Origin of the sequence: Demequina zhanjiangensis (assembly GCF_030418315.1) — a bacterium.
Classification (GTDB): Bacteria; Actinomycetota; Actinomycetes; order Actinomycetales; family Demequinaceae; genus Demequina; species Demequina zhanjiangensis.
Map to the genome: position 1 here is coordinate 287,847 of NZ_JAUHPV010000002.1, position 15,019 is coordinate 302,865.

The 15,019-nt window shown below is 68.5% G+C and carries 13 protein-coding genes; 6 read left to right on the forward strand and 7 right to left on the reverse strand.

The window, feature by feature from the left end:
- Positions 1 to 2: 2 nt before the first annotated feature.
- Positions 3 to 1,496 (reverse strand): sucrose phosphorylase, encoded by a 1,494-nt coding sequence (gene gtfA / locus QQX04_RS03985; protein WP_301126486.1) that lies wholly within the window; start codon positions 1,494 to 1,496, stop codon positions 3 to 5.
- Positions 1,497 to 1,572: 76 nt separating this feature from the next.
- On the reverse strand, positions 1,573 to 2,295 hold the full coding sequence (locus tag QQX04_RS03990; RefSeq protein WP_301126487.1) for an SIR2 family NAD-dependent protein deacylase: 723 nt from the start codon (positions 2,293 to 2,295) through the stop codon (positions 1,573 to 1,575).
- Between the two features lie 108 nt (positions 2,296 to 2,403).
- On the opposite strand from QQX04_RS03990, the gene QQX04_RS03995 reads away from it, so the two are divergent.
- The 4 genes from QQX04_RS03995 (at position 2,404) to QQX04_RS04010 (ending at position 6,495) form a co-directional block, all read left to right on the forward strand.
- Positions 2,404 to 2,778 (forward strand): hypothetical protein, encoded by a 375-nt coding sequence (locus tag QQX04_RS03995; protein ID WP_301126489.1) that lies wholly within the window; start codon positions 2,404 to 2,406, stop codon positions 2,776 to 2,778.
- Positions 2,779 to 2,857: 79 nt separating this feature from the next.
- Positions 2,858 to 3,742, forward strand: a complete 885-nt coding sequence (locus QQX04_RS04000; protein WP_301126490.1) for an alpha/beta fold hydrolase — start codon at positions 2,858 to 2,860, stop codon at positions 3,740 to 3,742.
- 10 nt (positions 3,743 to 3,752) lie between these two features.
- On the forward strand, positions 3,753 to 4,601 hold the full coding sequence (locus tag QQX04_RS04005) for an aldo/keto reductase (RefSeq protein WP_301126492.1): 849 nt from the start codon (positions 3,753 to 3,755) through the stop codon (positions 4,599 to 4,601).
- Positions 4,602 to 4,689: 88 nt separating this feature from the next.
- Positions 4,690 to 6,495 carry a BCCT family transporter gene (locus QQX04_RS04010; protein ID WP_301126493.1) on the forward strand — a complete coding sequence of 602 codons (1,806 nt, stop codon included), beginning with the start codon at positions 4,690 to 4,692 and terminating at the stop codon, positions 6,493 to 6,495.
- Between the two features lie 16 nt (positions 6,496 to 6,511).
- On the opposite strand, the gene QQX04_RS04015 is transcribed toward QQX04_RS04010, so the two are convergent.
- Positions 6,512 to 7,108 (reverse strand): TetR/AcrR family transcriptional regulator, encoded by a 597-nt coding sequence (locus QQX04_RS04015; RefSeq protein ID WP_301126498.1) that lies wholly within the window; start codon positions 7,106 to 7,108, stop codon positions 6,512 to 6,514.
- Between the two features lie 113 nt (positions 7,109 to 7,221).
- Here QQX04_RS04015 and QQX04_RS04020 point away from each other — a divergent pair, with 113 nt between their 5' ends.
- Together QQX04_RS04020 and QQX04_RS04025 are read left to right on the forward strand one after the other, a co-directional pair.
- Positions 7,222 to 9,603: a glycoside hydrolase family 3 C-terminal domain-containing protein gene (locus QQX04_RS04020; protein ID WP_301126500.1), complete on the forward strand. Its 2,382-nt coding sequence runs from the start codon at positions 7,222 to 7,224 to the stop codon at positions 9,601 to 9,603.
- 73 nt (positions 9,604 to 9,676) lie between these two features.
- Positions 9,677 to 10,294 (forward strand): SIMPL domain-containing protein, encoded by a 618-nt coding sequence (locus tag QQX04_RS04025; protein WP_301126504.1) that lies wholly within the window; start codon positions 9,677 to 9,679, stop codon positions 10,292 to 10,294.
- A 301-nt stretch (positions 10,295 to 10,595) separates the two neighbouring features.
- Here QQX04_RS04025 and QQX04_RS04030 read toward each other — a convergent pair whose 3' ends face one another.
- The 4 genes from QQX04_RS04030 to mmsA all read right to left on the reverse strand — a co-directional run bounded on the left by QQX04_RS04030 (position 10,596) and on the right by mmsA (position 14,980).
- A complete protein-coding gene (locus QQX04_RS04030; RefSeq protein WP_301126506.1) occupies positions 10,596 to 11,318 on the reverse strand; it encodes a flavodoxin family protein in 723 nt (240 codons plus the stop codon).
- A 114-nt stretch (positions 11,319 to 11,432) separates the two neighbouring features.
- A complete protein-coding gene (locus QQX04_RS04035; protein ID WP_301126508.1) occupies positions 11,433 to 11,921 on the reverse strand; it encodes a beta-class carbonic anhydrase in 489 nt (162 codons plus the stop codon).
- 254 nt (positions 11,922 to 12,175) lie between these two features.
- Positions 12,176 to 13,405, reverse strand: coding sequence for a multiple monosaccharide ABC transporter permease (mmsB, locus tag QQX04_RS04040; protein ID WP_301126510.1), 1,230 nt, complete (start codon positions 13,403 to 13,405; stop codon positions 12,176 to 12,178).
- Positions 13,406 to 14,980, reverse strand: coding sequence for a multiple monosaccharide ABC transporter ATP-binding protein (gene mmsA, locus QQX04_RS04045; RefSeq protein ID WP_301126512.1), 1,575 nt, complete (start codon positions 14,978 to 14,980; stop codon positions 13,406 to 13,408).
- Between the last annotated feature and the right edge of the window lie 39 nt (positions 14,981 to 15,019).

Here is a 15,019-nt window from a genome sequence, read left to right on the forward strand (position 1 = left end):
GCTTACGCCTTGGGCGGGTCCTCCAGCAGGTCCTCGGTGGCGCCCAGACCGGTCGGCCCCTCCCATTCGATGACGGTCGCGCCGGACCCCAGGTCGACTGCGAGGGTGGCCCAGGCGTCGTCGCCGCGTCGGGTCATGGTGAGCACCGAGCCTTCGACGGTGGTCTCCACGTCGCCGTCGAAGGCGGGCAGCTCATTGCGGAAGGCGCACAGCGCGAGCAGCGCCTTGACGACGGGACGGTCGAGCGCTGCCTTCCTCGAGTGCTGGTCGTAGTAGGGCCGGTTGATGTCGCGGCCCACCCCGGTGGCCCTGAGCAGTGCCATGTCGTTGGGGGCCGCGAACGCACCCGCGTAGTAGACCTGCGGGATGCCTGGGGTGAACAGCTGGATGGCGCGGGCCGCGAGGTACCGGCGATCGTCCTGGCCGAGCGCATCGTAGAACGTGCAGTTCACCTGGTAGAGGTCAAGGTTCGAGGCGGCCGCTCCCGTGGACTCGCGCGACGTGCCGCCCGAGTGCTCGTGGATGCCTTCCACGAGCTCGTCCATCTGCGCGTCGGACAGCAGGCCGGGTCCACCGCCGGGGTCGGAGGACGGGCCGACGTCGATGATCCCGATCCCGTCGTGCGTGTCGAGCACCGTGACGGCGTTGCGCGGCCGGATCCGCATCCAGTGCTCGAGCACGGCGGGATTACCGGTGTAGAGCGCGTGGAGCACCAGCGGGGGAAGCGCGAAGTCGTAGACCAGGTCCACCTTGGAGGCGATCTCCATCTGACGGCGGAAGTAGGAGTGCACCTCCACGAGCACGTCCACGCCGCGAGCGCGTGCCTGGTCGGTGAACTCCTCGATGAAGTCGAAGGACTCGGGGATCATGAACGACGTGGTGCCGGGCACCTTGACCGCGTATCCGACGGCGTCGAGCCGCACGAGCCGTACGCCTGCCTCACCGGCACGGTCGAGGATGCGCTCGAGGTAGGCCCGCCCGCCCTGGGAGGAGACGTCGATGTCGATCTGCTGGGACGTGAACGTGGTCCAGACAAGACGCTTCTCGCCGCCCAGGGTCATCGGCGTGAAGGGAAGCCCGGGCCGGGGCCGATAGATGGCGGTGAGCTGCGCCTCGGTCGCCCCCTCGGGGAAGACGCTCTCCATGGTGAGGAACACGTCGGCGAACTCGGACTCACGTCCGTGCGCGACCACGTCCTGGAACATGGGCGACTCGGACGAGACGTGGTTGACGATCAGGTCCATCATCGTGGTGTGCGTGGTGGAGAGGTCTCGCACGTCCTCCCACGAACCCAGCCGAGGGTCGACGGCGGTGTGGTCGCTTGGGTCGAACCCCGCGTCGGCGCCGTCGAAGGGCGTGTAGAAAGGCAGGACGTGCACGCCTGCGAACGCCGAGGCGAAGGGCTCCTGCCTGAGAAGGTCCCGCAGGCCTGGCAGGTCGCCGGCGAGCCTGTCGGCGTAGGTGATCAGCTGTACTCGCTCGTCCGGACGCACCATCGCGCACCTTCCTTCCGTCGTGTCCAGCATCCCGCAGAACGGAGGTCGGCGCGACCGAACCGCACGGACTGCGCCGTCATCCGATCAGGCGCTCTACCAGCGCGGGCACGGCAGTCTCGATCGGCTGGCGGATGACCTCGTCGGCGTACCGGTCGTAGGCCGTCGGCTCTGCGTTGACGACGATCAGCGTGGCTTGAGAATCCAGCGCGACCCCCGGCAGGGAGGCCACCGGGTACACGGTGAGGGTCGTGCCGATCGCGAGGAAGACGTCGCACACGTCCGACGCGGCCACGGCCCGCCTCAGCGCCGCCTCGGGGAGCTGCTCGCCGAAGTAGACGACGTCGGGCTTGAGGATCCCCCCGCACTCGGCACATCGCGGGTCGGGCTCGGAATCGAGGCGCGCGAGCACGTCCACCGTGGGGAGCGGCCCCGCTGCGCAGGCGACGCACGAGGTGGTGGCAAGCGTGCCGTGAAGCTCGACCACGTCGTCGGCGCGGGAACCTCCGGCCTGGTGGAGACCGTCGATGTTCTGGGTGAGCAACGCCTCGAGGGCGCCGGCGTCGGCCAAGCGCGCGAGGGCACGATGCGCCTCGGTGGGTCGCGACTCCCAGGTCGGGTGCGAGCGCCAGTCCCGCCACCCTTCCTCCCGCGCGGCGCGGTCACCCAGGAAGACGTCGATCTCGAGCAGGCGCGCTCGCTCAGGGTGGAGCGTCCAGACCCCTTGGGGCCCACGGAAGTCCGGGATGCCCGCGCCCGTCGAGACGCCGGCACCGGTCAGCACTGTCACGCGAGTCGTCACGCTCCGACACTACGACCGCCCGGGGCGCGTCGAGTCACGCGACCACCTCGGAGGCACCTCGCAGACGGCTCACAGCGGACTGTGAGCATGCGCGAGTGGACTGAGGTCATGAGCACCACGCACCGCACCATGGCCGCGATCGCGGCAGCCTCCGCCGGCGTTCTCCTGCTCGCCGGCTGCACGACGGATCTGGACGCTCAGGGCCCCGTGTCCTCAGCGACGGCTGCCTCCGTCTCCACCACCAGCGCGGGCGACGACGCGTGGCACGCCGACGCCGAGGACGTGCCTGGGGACGACGGGCCGGGACCCGCGATCGATGCCCCGAGCCTCGCCACGAGCATCGCAGTGTGGGATCTCGACCTGAGCTTCGCCGCCGCGAACGCCGTGAACGGCACGGAGTCGAGCCCGGAGACGATCGGCAACACCGCCGCGATGGCGGACGACGAGTCGACGCTCGACCCCCGCGTGAGGATCGCAGCATGAACGCGCACGCAGCCGCCCTGAGCCGCCGCGAGCGCTCGCCACCATGAACGCGAGACGTGTCGCGCGCTATCGTGCCGTCATGACCGACGGCACTGTGGCCATCCGGGACACGACCTACACCGACGCGCACGGCGTCCGCATCCACGTGCGCGTATGGGAGGCGGCCTCGCCGAGAGGCGTCGTCCAGCTCCTGCACGGCGTGGGGGAGCATTCAGGGCGGTACGACCACGTGGGACGGGCGCTCGCCCTGGCGGGCTTCACGACATGGGCGGACGATCATCGCGGCCACGGACGGACAGGGCTCGAGCAGCACGACGCGACGGCCCGGCTCGGCACTCTCGGCCCCGGCGGTCATCGCGCTGCGGTGGCAGCGGTGCATCAGCTCACGGGCATCATCGCCGCCGCCCATCCGGACCTGCCGCTGATCCTCGTCGGCCATTCGTGGGGCTCGCTCATGGCGCAGATCCTCCTCAACGAGCACGCCGAGGACTACGACGCCGCCGTGCTGATCGGCTCCGCGCATCGCACCCTCCGCCATATGAACGGCGGCGACCTCAATGCCCGGCACAAGCATCTGGGCCACACGGGGCTCGAGTGGCTGAGCCGAGACGAGTCGGTGCATCACGCCTTCAAGGCTGACCCCCTCACGACTGACCGTCCCCTGCTGAAGCTGTTCGGCCTGCCCGACACGATGCGCCTGCTGGGCCGCCCCGCGCGCGACTTCACGGCCGACCTCCCGTTGCTGCTGATGGTCGGGGCCGATGACCCGCTCGGCGGGCCCGCCTCGATCAGCCACCTGGCTCGCGACTACCGCGACCGCAGCGGCCTCACGGATGTGACCGTGAAGGTCTACGCGGGCGCACGCCACGAGATCCTGAACGAGACCAACAAGGACGAGGTGATCGGCGACCTGATCGCATGGCTCGGCCTGCATACGGACGGCCATGTCCCAGGGAGGGCATAGCGTGGGACGCATGAGCATCCCCACCCACACCCTGTCCGACGGCCACGAGATCCCGGCGCTGGGCTTCGGCACGTATCCCCTGCTCGGCAGCGATGGCTACGCGGCGGTCCGCTCTGCACTGGACGCGGGCTACCGCCTGCTCGACTCCGCCGTGAACTACGAGAACGAGGGCACGGTCGGCAAGGCCGCGCGCGACTTCCTCGCCGAGTCCGGCCTGGACCGGGACGCCCTGACGATCCAGTCGAAGATCCCCGGCCGCCACCACGACTACGACCGCGCGCTCGCCTCGATCGAGGAGTCGCTGGCCCGCACGGGCCTTGACCGGATCGACGTCATGCTCATTCACTGGCCGAACCCGAGCGTCGGCAAGTATGTGGACGCGTGGAAGGCGCTCGTGGAGGCGCAGAAGCGTGACCTGGTGCGCTCGATCGGCGTCAGCAACTTCACGCCCCGCCTTCTCACGGAGATCGTGGACGCCACGGGCGTCTCCCCGGTGGTGAACCAGGTGGAGATGCACCCCTGGTTCTCGCAGGCCGACCTTCGTGCCGTCCACGCCGACATGGGCATCGTGACCGAGGCGTGGAGCCCGCTCGGCAAGCGCAACGCCCCGTTCGACGAGGCGCCGGTGGCCGACGCGGCGGAGGCTCACGGCGTCAGCCCCGCCCAGGTGATCCTGCGCTGGCATGTGCAGCTGGGCTCGCTGCCGCTGCCCAAGTCCGCGACGCCCGCACGCCAGGCCGCGAACCTCGACGTGTTCGGATTCGAGCTGACCGCCGCGGAGGTCGAGGCGATCTCCGCTCTCACGCGCGAGGACGGGCGCCTGTTCGACGGCGACCCGGAGAAGCACGAGGAGATGTAGCCGCGAGGGGTGCCTTCCCCGGTGAGCCACGCTAGGTTCAAGGAGGGCATCACGCGCAGGGCGTGACGATCGACGAGGCGGGGGCCACATGGCGATCCTGGGCACAGCGGACGTGAAGGGTCGCCTGTCGCGCGCAGGGCTCGCGAAGGCGGTCTTCGTCCCCGCGGCGATCATCATCTTCGCGTTCGTGCTGTTCGCGCTGATCTGGCCCACCGGCGCGGCCGCGGTGTTCGAGGCTGTGAACAACGAGGTCATCTCGGTGTTCGGCTGGTACTACGTGCTGATCGCCGCCGTGTTCGTCGTGTTCGTGCTCTACCTGGGCTTCAGTCAGTACGGGGACGTCGTGCTCGGCAAGGACGACGACGAGCCCGCCTTCTCGAACTTCAGCTGGTACGGACTGCTGTTCGCCGCAGGCATGGGCATCGGCCTCGTGTTCTACGGGGTCTCCGAGCCGCTGTCGCACTTCGCCTCTCCCCCGCCCGGCGTGACAGGAGCACCTGAGCATCTGGCCGAACAGGCGATGGCGCGGACGTTCCTCCACTGGGGGGTGCACGCGTGGGCCATCTACATCGTCGTCGGCCTCGCGGTGGCGTACGCGGTGCACCGTCGGGGGCGGCCGGTGTCGATCCGCTGGACGCTCGAGCCGGTGCTCGGCGACCGCGTGAAGGGGCGCTGGGGCAACGTCATCGACGTGGCCGCGGTGGTGGGCACGCTGTTCGGCCTGGCCACGTCACTGGGCTTCGGGGTGCTGCAGCTCTCCGCAGGCCTGGACAGCACCGGGATCGCCGACCCGACCGTGTCGACCCAGGTGTGGCTGATCGTCGGCATCACGCTGGTGACCATCTTCTCGCTCGTCACGGGCGTGCAGAAGGGCATGAAGTGGCTGTCCAGCACGAACCTGGTGCTCTCCGGCGCGATCCTCCTGTTCGTGCTGTTCGCCGGGCCGACGCAGTTCCTCCTGGCCGAGTTCGTCCAGTCGATGGGCGCCTACCTGTCCGGCTTCATCTCGATGGCGTTCGACACGTCGGCCTTCGCCGGCGAGGCGGGCCGCGAATGGCAGTCGTCGTGGTCCACGTTCTACTGGGGCTGGTGGATCTCGTGGGCGCCCTTCGTCGGCGTCTTCATCGCGCGCGTCTCCAAGGGGCGCACGGTGCGCGAGTTCGTGTGGGGCGTGCTGCTGGTGCCGGCGCTTCTGACGTTCCTGTGGTTCTCGGTGCTGGGTGGCGCCGCCATCTACCGCGAGCTGTACGGCGAGGGCGGGATGATCGGCGCCGACGGCACCGTGGACATCGAGGGCTCGCTCTTCACCCTGCTCGAGGGGCTGCCAGGCGGGTCGGTGGCGATCGTCGGCGCGATGATCCTGATCGCGCTGTTCTTCGTGACGTCCTCGGATTCCGGTGCGCTCGTGCTGTCGATGCTGTCCACGGGAGGGAATGAGGAGCCGCCCTCGTGGGTGCGGGTCTTCTGGGCGACGACCACTGCGACCGTCGCGATCGCCCTGATGGTCTCCGGCGGGTTGACGGCGCTGCAGACCGCGGCGATCCTCACGGCGCTGCCGTTCTCCATCGTGATGATCCTGATGATGATCTCCACGGTGCGCGCGCTGGCGCTCGAGCATCGTCGCAAGGTGCGGGCAGGGCGCGAGGAGTTCGTGGAGCACGTCGCCTCGCGGATCGGCGACCACTTCGGGCTTGAGCCGACCACCACGGAGATCGACCTGCGCGGCACGCGTATCCGATGGCGGCGGCGCGGTGCGGCGTCCCCCTCCGAAACCCACGCGCCAAGCGCGGACACTCCTCCAAGCGGTGGCGCCGTCACCTACACGCGGGTGGACGCCGACGAGGTGGAGACCGTGATCCCGGCAGACGAGGACCCCGACACGGATCGACGGTGAGCGTCGGCGCCGGCTCCTAGACCTCGCCGTCGCGGCAGGCAGCGGCGACCCTGCGGTCGGCGTCACCGAGCAGGTCGTCGCCCGCGAGCCCCCACTGCTCGCGCAGGTCGAAGCCTTCCGCGTCGGCCAGGTATTGGAGCTGAAGGCCGTCGACGGCGGCCATGCAGCGTCGTGCAAGTCCGCGGGCGTCCGGGACCACGTCACCGAAGAGCGCCTCGAAGTGCTCGGCCTCGCGCGCATACCTGTCGACGAACCATCCGTGACCTGGGTGCGAGGGGTCGATCGCGGCCGACTGCACCGCCACGAAGAGGCGGGCGGCCTCGGGGCGGGCGAGGATGCCGTCGATCATCTGGTCGAACACTGCCCGGGGGGTGAGTCGGCGGCCGAGCGACTCGATGCCTTCGGCCTCGTCCCGCTTGTCGCGGCGTTCCACGAGCGCGACGAGCAGGTGGTCGAGCGTGGGGAAGTGGTGCATGAGGCCAGGCGCCGTCATGCCGCACTCGCGGGCGACCGAGCGGAGAGTGAGGCTGCGGTGGCCGTGCTCGTCGGTGAGCGCCATCGCGGTGTCGAGGATGCGCTCACGGCGGACGGCTGGCACGAGCCTCTCGCTCATGAGCCCTCCCCTCGTGGCGCCTCGTCGGGATCGGTCGAGTCCGAGCCTGGAACTATCTAACATTGTCAGATAGTGTGTTCGCAACCGCAGGACACCGCCCAGGAGGGACACCGATGACCGACATGGATCGCGCCCGCGAGATCGTCGCAGGCCTCACGACCGACGAGAAGATCTCGCTGCTCTCGGGAGCAGACTTCTGGACCACGGTCGCCATGCCGGAGCACGGCATCCCCGCCACCTCGCTCTCGGACGGCCCGCACGGCCTCCGCCACCAGGACTCCGACGCCGACCATGTCGGGCTCGGCGCGTCCGACCCTGCGACCTGCTTCCCGACCGCCTCCGCGATCGGAGCGACCTGGGACCCCGAGCTCGCCAGGGAGATCGGCGCCGCCCTCGGACGCGAAGCCCGCGACCTGGGCGTGGACGTCATCCTCGGCCCAGGACTGAACATCAAGCGCCACCCTGCCGGAGGACGCAACTTCGAGTACTTCTCCGAGGACCCCGTCGTCTCCGGCCGCATGGCCGCCGCGATGGTCAACGGCATCCAGTCCGAGGGCGTGGGCGCCTGCCTCAAGCACTTCGCCGCGAACAACCAGGAGCACGATCGCATGCGGTCCGACTCGGTCGTGGACCAGAGGACGCTGCGCGAGATCTACCTCACGGGCTTCGAGATCGCCGTCAAGGAGTCTGAGCCCTGGACCGTCATGTGCTCCTACAACAAGGTCAACGGCACGCACGCGAGCCAGCACCGCGGCCTGCTCACCGACATCCTGCGCGACGAGTGGGGCTTCGACGGCCTCGTGATGTCCGACTGGTACGCCGTCGCCGACCGTGCCGCGGGTGTGCACGCCGGGCTCGACCTCGAGATGCCTGGCTCCGGTGGCACGTGGGACGGGCAGGTGAAGCGCGCACTCGCCCAGGGCACACTCTCCGCCGAGGACCTCGACCTCGCGGCCGCACGCGTCGTCACCCTCGCCCTGCGCGGACAGGCGGGCAGGGAGCAGCACCAGCACGACGCCCCCGTCGACCTCGATGCCCACCACACCCTCGCCCGCAAGGCCGCCGCCGCGGGTTCGGTGCTCCTCTCCAACGACGGGATCCTGCCCCTCGCCGACGACGCGAGCATCGCCCTCATCGGCGCCTTCGCCACCGCGCCGCGCTACCAAGGCGCCGGCTCGTCGCAGGTGAACCCCGCCCGCCTCGACACGGCCTACGCCAGCCTCCAGGACCGCCTCGGCTCGCGGCTCACCTACGCGCCCGGATACGACGCCGTCACCGGGGAGACCGACGACGCCCTGGTCGCCGAGGCCCGCCGCGCCGCATCGTCGTCCGACGTCGTCGTGCTCCTGCTCGGCCTCCCCGGCTCCTACGAGGCCGAGGGCTACGACCGTGACCACCTGCGCCTGCCCCACGGGCACACCCGGCTGCTTGAGGAGGTGCTTGACGCCAACCCCGACGCTGTCGTGGCGCTCGCAGGCGGCGCACCGATCGAGGTGCCGTGGGCCGCGCGTGCGCGTGCGGTCCTGATGGCCTACCTGGGCGGTCAGGCCTCCGGCTCCGCGCTCGCCGACGTGCTCCTCGGTGATGCCGAGCCCGGCGGTCGGCTCGCCGAGTCGTTCCCGATCCTCGGCGCCGACCTGCCGTCGCACGGCACCTTCGCCAACCACCCGACGCAGGCCCTGTACCGCGAGAACCTCTACGTTGGCTACCGCTTCCACGACACGTGGGACACGCCTGCGCGGTTCCCGTTCGGCCACGGCCTCGGCTACACGACGTTCAAGGTCTCCCACCTGCGCACCTCCGGTCGCGGAGCGAAGCGCACCGTGACCGTCGACGTGACGAACACCGGCGAGCGAGCCGGCTCCACCGTCGTCCAGGCATATCTGCACGACGTCGCCTCGTCGGTGCCTCGTCCCGAGCAGGAGCTCGCCTCGTGGAAGAAGGTGACGCTCGAGCCCGGCGAGACGACGTCGGTGTCGCTGATGATCGACGAACGGGCCTTCGCCGTCTACGACGTCGCGGCCGGCAGCTGGGCCGTCGAGGCCGGTGAGTTCGCCATCCGCGTCGGACTCTCGTCCACCGATATCCGCGCGACCGCGACGGTGCGCGTCTCCGGAGGCGACGAGGTGCGCCCCGTCGCCTCGCCCGAGGGCCCGGTCGCCACGGCTGCAGAGATGTCGACGCTGCTCGGCCACCCCGTGCCGTCCCCGATGCCCACGCTCCCCTTCAACCGAGAGACGACGGTGAGGGAGCTCAAGCTCAGCGCTCTGGGAATGGGCATGCGCGGGATCATCCGCAAGGTGACGGAGAAGGAGCTCGGGGCCGCCACGGAGGACGACCCGGTGGCCGACAACTTCTACGAGAGCACTCCCCTTCGCGTGATGGCGATGGGGTCGAGCGGAGCCGTGTCGCTGCGCGCTGTCGACGCGATCATCCGCACCCTGAACGCGAGCACGGCGAAGGTGCGGCGAGCGCGCCGCACGCAACGTTCCTGACGCCTCGGCGACGTCACCGCTGGGGCCGTTCACTCGACGCGACGGCGCCGTCGGCGCGCCCTAGGCTGGCGGCATGACCGAGGGCTCCGCGACGATCACAGTGACCGGGCATGGGGCGGCCTGCCAGGCCGCCGACGCCGCGACCATCCGCATGGCGTGCCACGCGGAGCGCGCGACGGTGGCGGACGCGGTGGCTGATGCGAACGCCGCGGTTCGGCTGGTGCGCGCGGCGCTCGCAGAGCATGGGGTCGACCTGGAGCGGTCGTCCACCGCGGCGGTGGAGATCAGGGCGGTCGAGCGCCGTGGCCCCGAGGGCAGCGTGCACGTGAGCGGCTATGCGACGACGCATCGACTCACCGTCGAGGTCGACGAGCTCCATAGGCTCGGACAGCTGCTGTCGGCGGCCGTGGCGGCCGCGGGCGACTCCGCGCGGCTCGAGGGCGTGACGCTCTCGGTGCGGGACAGCGGAGCCCTGGCGGCGACGGCGCGGGACCGTGCCTGGGCGGATGCCGTGCATTCGGCAACTCAGCTCGCCGAGCATGCCGCGAGACGGCTGGGAAGTGTGATGCGCATCGAGGAGGGCGCCGGCGCGGGCCCTGCTCCTGCGGTGCGCATGGCGGCGGCCATGCCGGTCGAGCCGGGGGGCGTGGAGGAGCGCTCGTCGGTCACGGTCACCTGGGCGCTGGCCTGATCCTCTCTCGTGTGCGGGGCCCCGGGGTTCCGCATGGAGGGGGAAGGAAGACCCCGGGGACCCGCATCATTGAGGTGCTCTGAGTCGCGCCAACGCTCGACTCAGAGCTGATCGGGGACCTCCGGCGCGGCTGGGCTCGAAGGGGGGGTTTGCCCGCCTGCAGCCTTGAGGTCTTTCCGATCGGGCGATCAGATCGCCTGAAAGAAACATTATCGAAAGTGATAACACACAATCGGGGACAAAGGTCACCCTCAGCGAACTCTGAGACTCCGAAGCACCCCGGTCCTCCGCGGACCGTCCGTCAGCGGTACTCCGGGTTGGGGTGCCCGAACCGCTCCCCCTCGTCCCACTCCTGCCGCGAGTTGCCGCCCGCAGGGAATCCGCCCGAATCCCGCAGCCAAGCGGCCGTGTGCATCAGGTTCCAGGTCATGAACGTCAGGTTCCGCTGCGTGAACTCCGTCTCCGGACCCCCGCTGCCCTCATCCAAGTACGACGGCCCAGGACCGATCGCGCCCAGCCAACCGGCGTCGGCATTGGGCGGGATCACGTAGCCCAGGTGCTGCAGCGAGTACAGGACGTTCATCGCCACATGCTTGACGCCGTCCTCGTTGCCCGTGACGATCACGCCCGCCGTCTTCCCGTAGTAGAGGTACTGGCCGCGGTCGTTCAGCTCGCCGGAGAGCCCGTACAGGCGCTCGATCACGCGAGTCGCGACCGACGATTTGTCGCCCAGCCAGATGGGCGTGCCCAGGACGAGGATGTCGGCGGCGAGGATCCGTTCGGCGAGCTCGGGCCAGTCGTCGGCGTCCTGATTTCCGCCCGGCACATCCTCCCGCATGTCCGGATAGACACCCGGTCGGATGTCATGGTCGGCCGCGCGGATCACGTCCACCTGCACCCCGTGCTCACGCATGAGCGCGATGGAGTCGTCCATCAGCCCCTGCGTGTGGCTCAGCGCAGGGCTGGGCTTCAGAGTAGTGTTGAGGTAGACGGCCTTGAGGCCGCTGAAGTCGGCTTCGGTCACGATGCTCCCACCCGACGCGCGGGCCGTTCGCCGGCTCTCGGCTGGCCGCGTCGCCTCGTGTCGGGAACGTCTGGAACCGGGACGCACATTCCCTTCGCGGGCGTGCCGCCTCCGCTAGACGACCTCGCGCAGGCGGCCCGTGTGCACGTCGAACACGAAGCCACGCACCTGGGTCGAGTCGACCAGGAAGGGGCTACGGCGCAGGCGCTCCATCGACTGACGCAGATCCGCGTCCAGGTCCACGAAGCTCTCCGGAGTCCAGGTGGGCTTGAGGCCCGTCTCCTCGAGCAGCTGGTTGCGCAGCTCGTCGTCGGTGAAGGTCAGCGCACCACAGTCCGTGTGGTGGATCAGGATGATCTCGCGGGTGCCGAGCTTGCGCTGGGAGATGGTGAGCGAGCGGATCATGTCGTCGGTGACGACGCCGCCGGCGTTACGCATGATGTGCGCGTCACCGATCTCCAGGCCGAGCAGCGCGAAGATGTCCAGGCGCGAGTCCATGCACGAGACCACGGCGAGCTGCCGCTTGGGGGCGAGCGGACGGTCGGGCGTGTACTGCTCCGCATACGCCTCGTTGTTCTTCAGCAGCTCGTCGGTGATACCCATCGGACCCTCCCGGTCTCGTCGTGCGATCAGTTCATCGTAGGTGGCGCCACTCGAAACGGCGCTCACCTGACCTCACAGCAATCGGGTCACCACTGTGCTGTTGCCGACAACCATGTACCCGGCGGGCGACAACCAGGCACCCGGTGAGCGACGTTCACGCACTCGAAGCGAGTGGTGCGCCTCCCCATGAACGCCACGAGGGGCCCTGCGGATTCCGCAGGGCCCCCCGGGCTGTGTCGCTGAGTGCTGCGCGCCTAGCGCGAGGCACCTGCGCGGCGCTTGTTGTAGACGTCGAAGGCGACAGCGAGCAGAAGCACGAGGCCCTTGACGATGTTCTGGAGCGACTGGTCCCAGCCGATCAGCTGCATGCCGTTGGTCATGGTGGCCATGATCAGACCACCGATGATGGCGCCGGTCACCTTGCCGACACCACCGGTGACGGCCGCACCACCGATGAACGACGCGGCGATCGCGTCGAGCTCGAACATGTTTCCCGCACCAGGCTGGGCACCGTTCGAACGGGCACCGAACAGGACGCCCGCCACACCGGCGAGGAAGCCCATGTTCAGCATGATGCCGAAGTTGACCCACTTGACCTTCACACCGGACAGGGTCGCGGCGGTCAGGTTTCCACCGATCGCGTAGACGTTGCGGCCGAACACCGTGCGGGTCGTGACGAGCGTGTAGACGATGACCAGGATGGTCAGGATGATCAGCACGTTCGGCAGACCGCGGTTGTTCGCGAGCAGCCACGACAGCCACATCACAACGGCGGCGACGGCGACGAGCTTCACGATGAACAGCGGCATCGCGGCGACGTGCTGGTTGTAGCTGACCGCCGCGGCACGCTGACGGAACTGCGTGAAGATGTAGGCCGCGACGGCGATGGCGAACACGACGAGCGTGAACACGTCATAGCCGGGCCCACCCAACAGTCCGTTCTGGAAGCCGACGCCGATCCGCGCGTACTCGGCCGGGAACGGCGAGAGCGAGATGTTCTCCAGCGTCAGGTACGTCGCGCCACGGAACATGAGCATGCCCGCGAGCGTCGTGATGAACGCCGGGATGCCGACGAACGCGACCCAGAAGCCTTGCCATGCGCCCACGAGGATGCCCACGCCGATGGCGGCGAGCACACCGACCCACCAGGGCATGCCGTTCTTGATCACAAGAACTGCGGAGACCGCTCCCGAGAAGGCGACCACCGATCCGACCGACAGGTCGATGTGGCCGCCGATGATGACGATCACCATGCCGATGGCGAGCACCAGGATGTAGGAGTACTGAAGGATGATGTTGGTGACGTTCTGACCCGTGAGCAGCGTGCCCTCGGTCAGGAACGTGAACAGGATCACGATCGCGATGAACGCGATGAAGATGCCGGACTGCCGGAGGTTCGTGGTGAATGCCGCGCGGATCGAGGCCCCGATCGACTCGGTGCTCTCATCCGAGCCCGGCTTCTTTGCCGTTGCAGTGGTGGACATTTACTTGCCTTCCCCAGCGGAAGCCGCGGCGGGCTTCGCAGTTCGTTCTTGAGTCATGAGCTTCATCAGTGCCTCGGGGTTCGCCTCATCGATGGGCAGCTGCCCAGTGATGCGCCCGAAGGCGAGGGTGAAGATGCGGTCGCAGGTGCCGAGCAGCTCGGGAAGCTCGGACGAGATGATCACCACGGCCTTGCCCTCAGAGGCGAGCTTGTTGATGATCGTGTAGATCTCGTACTTGGCTCCCACGTCGATGCCGCGTGTCGGCTCGTCGAGGATGACCACATCCGCATCGGTGTACATCCACTTGGACAGCACGACCTTCTGCTGGTTTCCACCGGAGAGGTTGCCGGCCTTCTGGAGCACCGAGGGCGTCTTGATGTTCATCGCGACGCGGTACTCCTGAGCGACCTTCAGCTCCTCGTTGGTGTTGATCCAGCCGTTGCTGGTCAGCTTATGGATGCCGGCTGCCGAGATGTTGTGCCGGATGTCGTCGATCAGGTTGAGCCCGTAGCGCTTGCGGTCCTCGGTCGCGTAGGCGATGCCGTTCTGGATGCACTCGGCGACGGAACGCGTGTGGATCTCCTTGCCACGCTTGTAGACCTTGCCGGAACCGTGACGGCCGTAGGTGCGGCCGAAGACGCTCATCGCCAGCTCGGTGCGCCCGGCGCCCATGAGTCCGGCGATGCCGACGACCTCGCCCGCCTTCACGTCGAAGGAGGCGTTGTCGATCACGATTCGATCGGGCTGCGTCGGGTGGTTCACGGACCAGTTCTCGACCCGGAAGAGCTCCTCGCCGACGTGTCGGCCGGTCTTCGGGGGATACCGGTTCTCGAGCTCTCGGCCGACCATGCCACGGATGATGCGGTCCTGGTTCGACTCGGGGTCGGACATGTCGAGCGTCTCGATCGTCTGTCCGTCGCGGATGATCGTGGTGGTGTCCGCCACGTACTCGATCTCGTTGAGCTTGTGGGAGATCATGATGGAGGTGATGCCCTGCTCGTCGCGCAGGCGCTTCATCAGGTCCAGCAGGTGCTGGGAGTCCGAGTCGTTCAGTGCGGCGGTGGGCTCGTCGAGGATCAGCAGCGACACGTCCTTGGAGAGCGCCTTCGCGATCTCGATGAGCTGCTGCTTGCCGACTCCGAGCTGCCCGACAGGGGTGGTCGGGTTCTCGTCGAGTCCGACCTGATGCATCAGCTCGATCGCCTGGGTGTTGGCCTCGTTCCAGTCGATGAGACCGAAGCGGCCCTTGCGCTCGTTGCCGAGGAAGATGTTCTCGGCGACCGTCAGGTGCGGCACGAGTGCCAGCTCCTGGTGGATGATGACGACACCGGCGTGCTCCGACTCCTTGATCGAGTGGTAGCGAGCCTCCTTGCCCTGGAAGACGATCTTGCCGTCGTAGGTGCCGTACGGGTACACACCCGAGAGCACCTTCATGAGAGTGGACTTTCCGGCGCCGTTCTCGCCGCAGATCGCGTGGATCTCGCCCTTCTCTACCCTGAGCTCGACGTCCTCCAACGCCTTCACTCCGGGGAACGTCTTGGTGATGGAGTGCATCTCGAGGATGTTCTCAGCCATCGTTCCTCTCCATTGACGTGATGACTAGTGCCCTGCCTT

What these genes read in the sequence shown, in the direction of transcription:
- gtfA (WP_301126486.1), bottom strand. Translation starts at nt 1,496, where the DNA reads ATGGTGCGTCCGGACGAGCGAGTACAGCTGATCACCTACGCCGACAGG.
- QQX04_RS03995 (WP_301126489.1), top strand. Translation starts at nt 2,404, where the DNA reads ATGAGCACCACGCACCGCACCATGGCCGCGATCGCGGCAGCCTCCGCC.
- QQX04_RS04000 (WP_301126490.1), top strand. Translation starts at nt 2,858, where the DNA reads ATGACCGACGGCACTGTGGCCATCCGGGACACGACCTACACCGACGCG.
- QQX04_RS04005 (WP_301126492.1), top strand. Translation starts at nt 3,753, where the DNA reads ATGAGCATCCCCACCCACACCCTGTCCGACGGCCACGAGATCCCGGCG.
- QQX04_RS04010 (WP_301126493.1), top strand. Translation starts at nt 4,690, where the DNA reads ATGGCGATCCTGGGCACAGCGGACGTGAAGGGTCGCCTGTCGCGCGCA.
- QQX04_RS04015 (WP_301126498.1), bottom strand. Translation starts at nt 7,108, where the DNA reads ATGAGCGAGAGGCTCGTGCCAGCCGTCCGCCGTGAGCGCATCCTCGAC.
- QQX04_RS04020 (WP_301126500.1), top strand. Translation starts at nt 7,222, where the DNA reads ATGACCGACATGGATCGCGCCCGCGAGATCGTCGCAGGCCTCACGACC.
- QQX04_RS04025 (WP_301126504.1), top strand. Translation starts at nt 9,677, where the DNA reads ATGACCGAGGGCTCCGCGACGATCACAGTGACCGGGCATGGGGCGGCC.
- QQX04_RS04035 (WP_301126508.1), bottom strand. Translation starts at nt 11,921, where the DNA reads ATGGGTATCACCGACGAGCTGCTGAAGAACAACGAGGCGTATGCGGAG.
- mmsB (WP_301126510.1), bottom strand. Translation starts at nt 13,405, where the DNA reads ATGTCCACCACTGCAACGGCAAAGAAGCCGGGCTCGGATGAGAGCACC.
- mmsA (WP_301126512.1), bottom strand. Translation starts at nt 14,980, where the DNA reads ATGGCTGAGAACATCCTCGAGATGCACTCCATCACCAAGACGTTCCCC.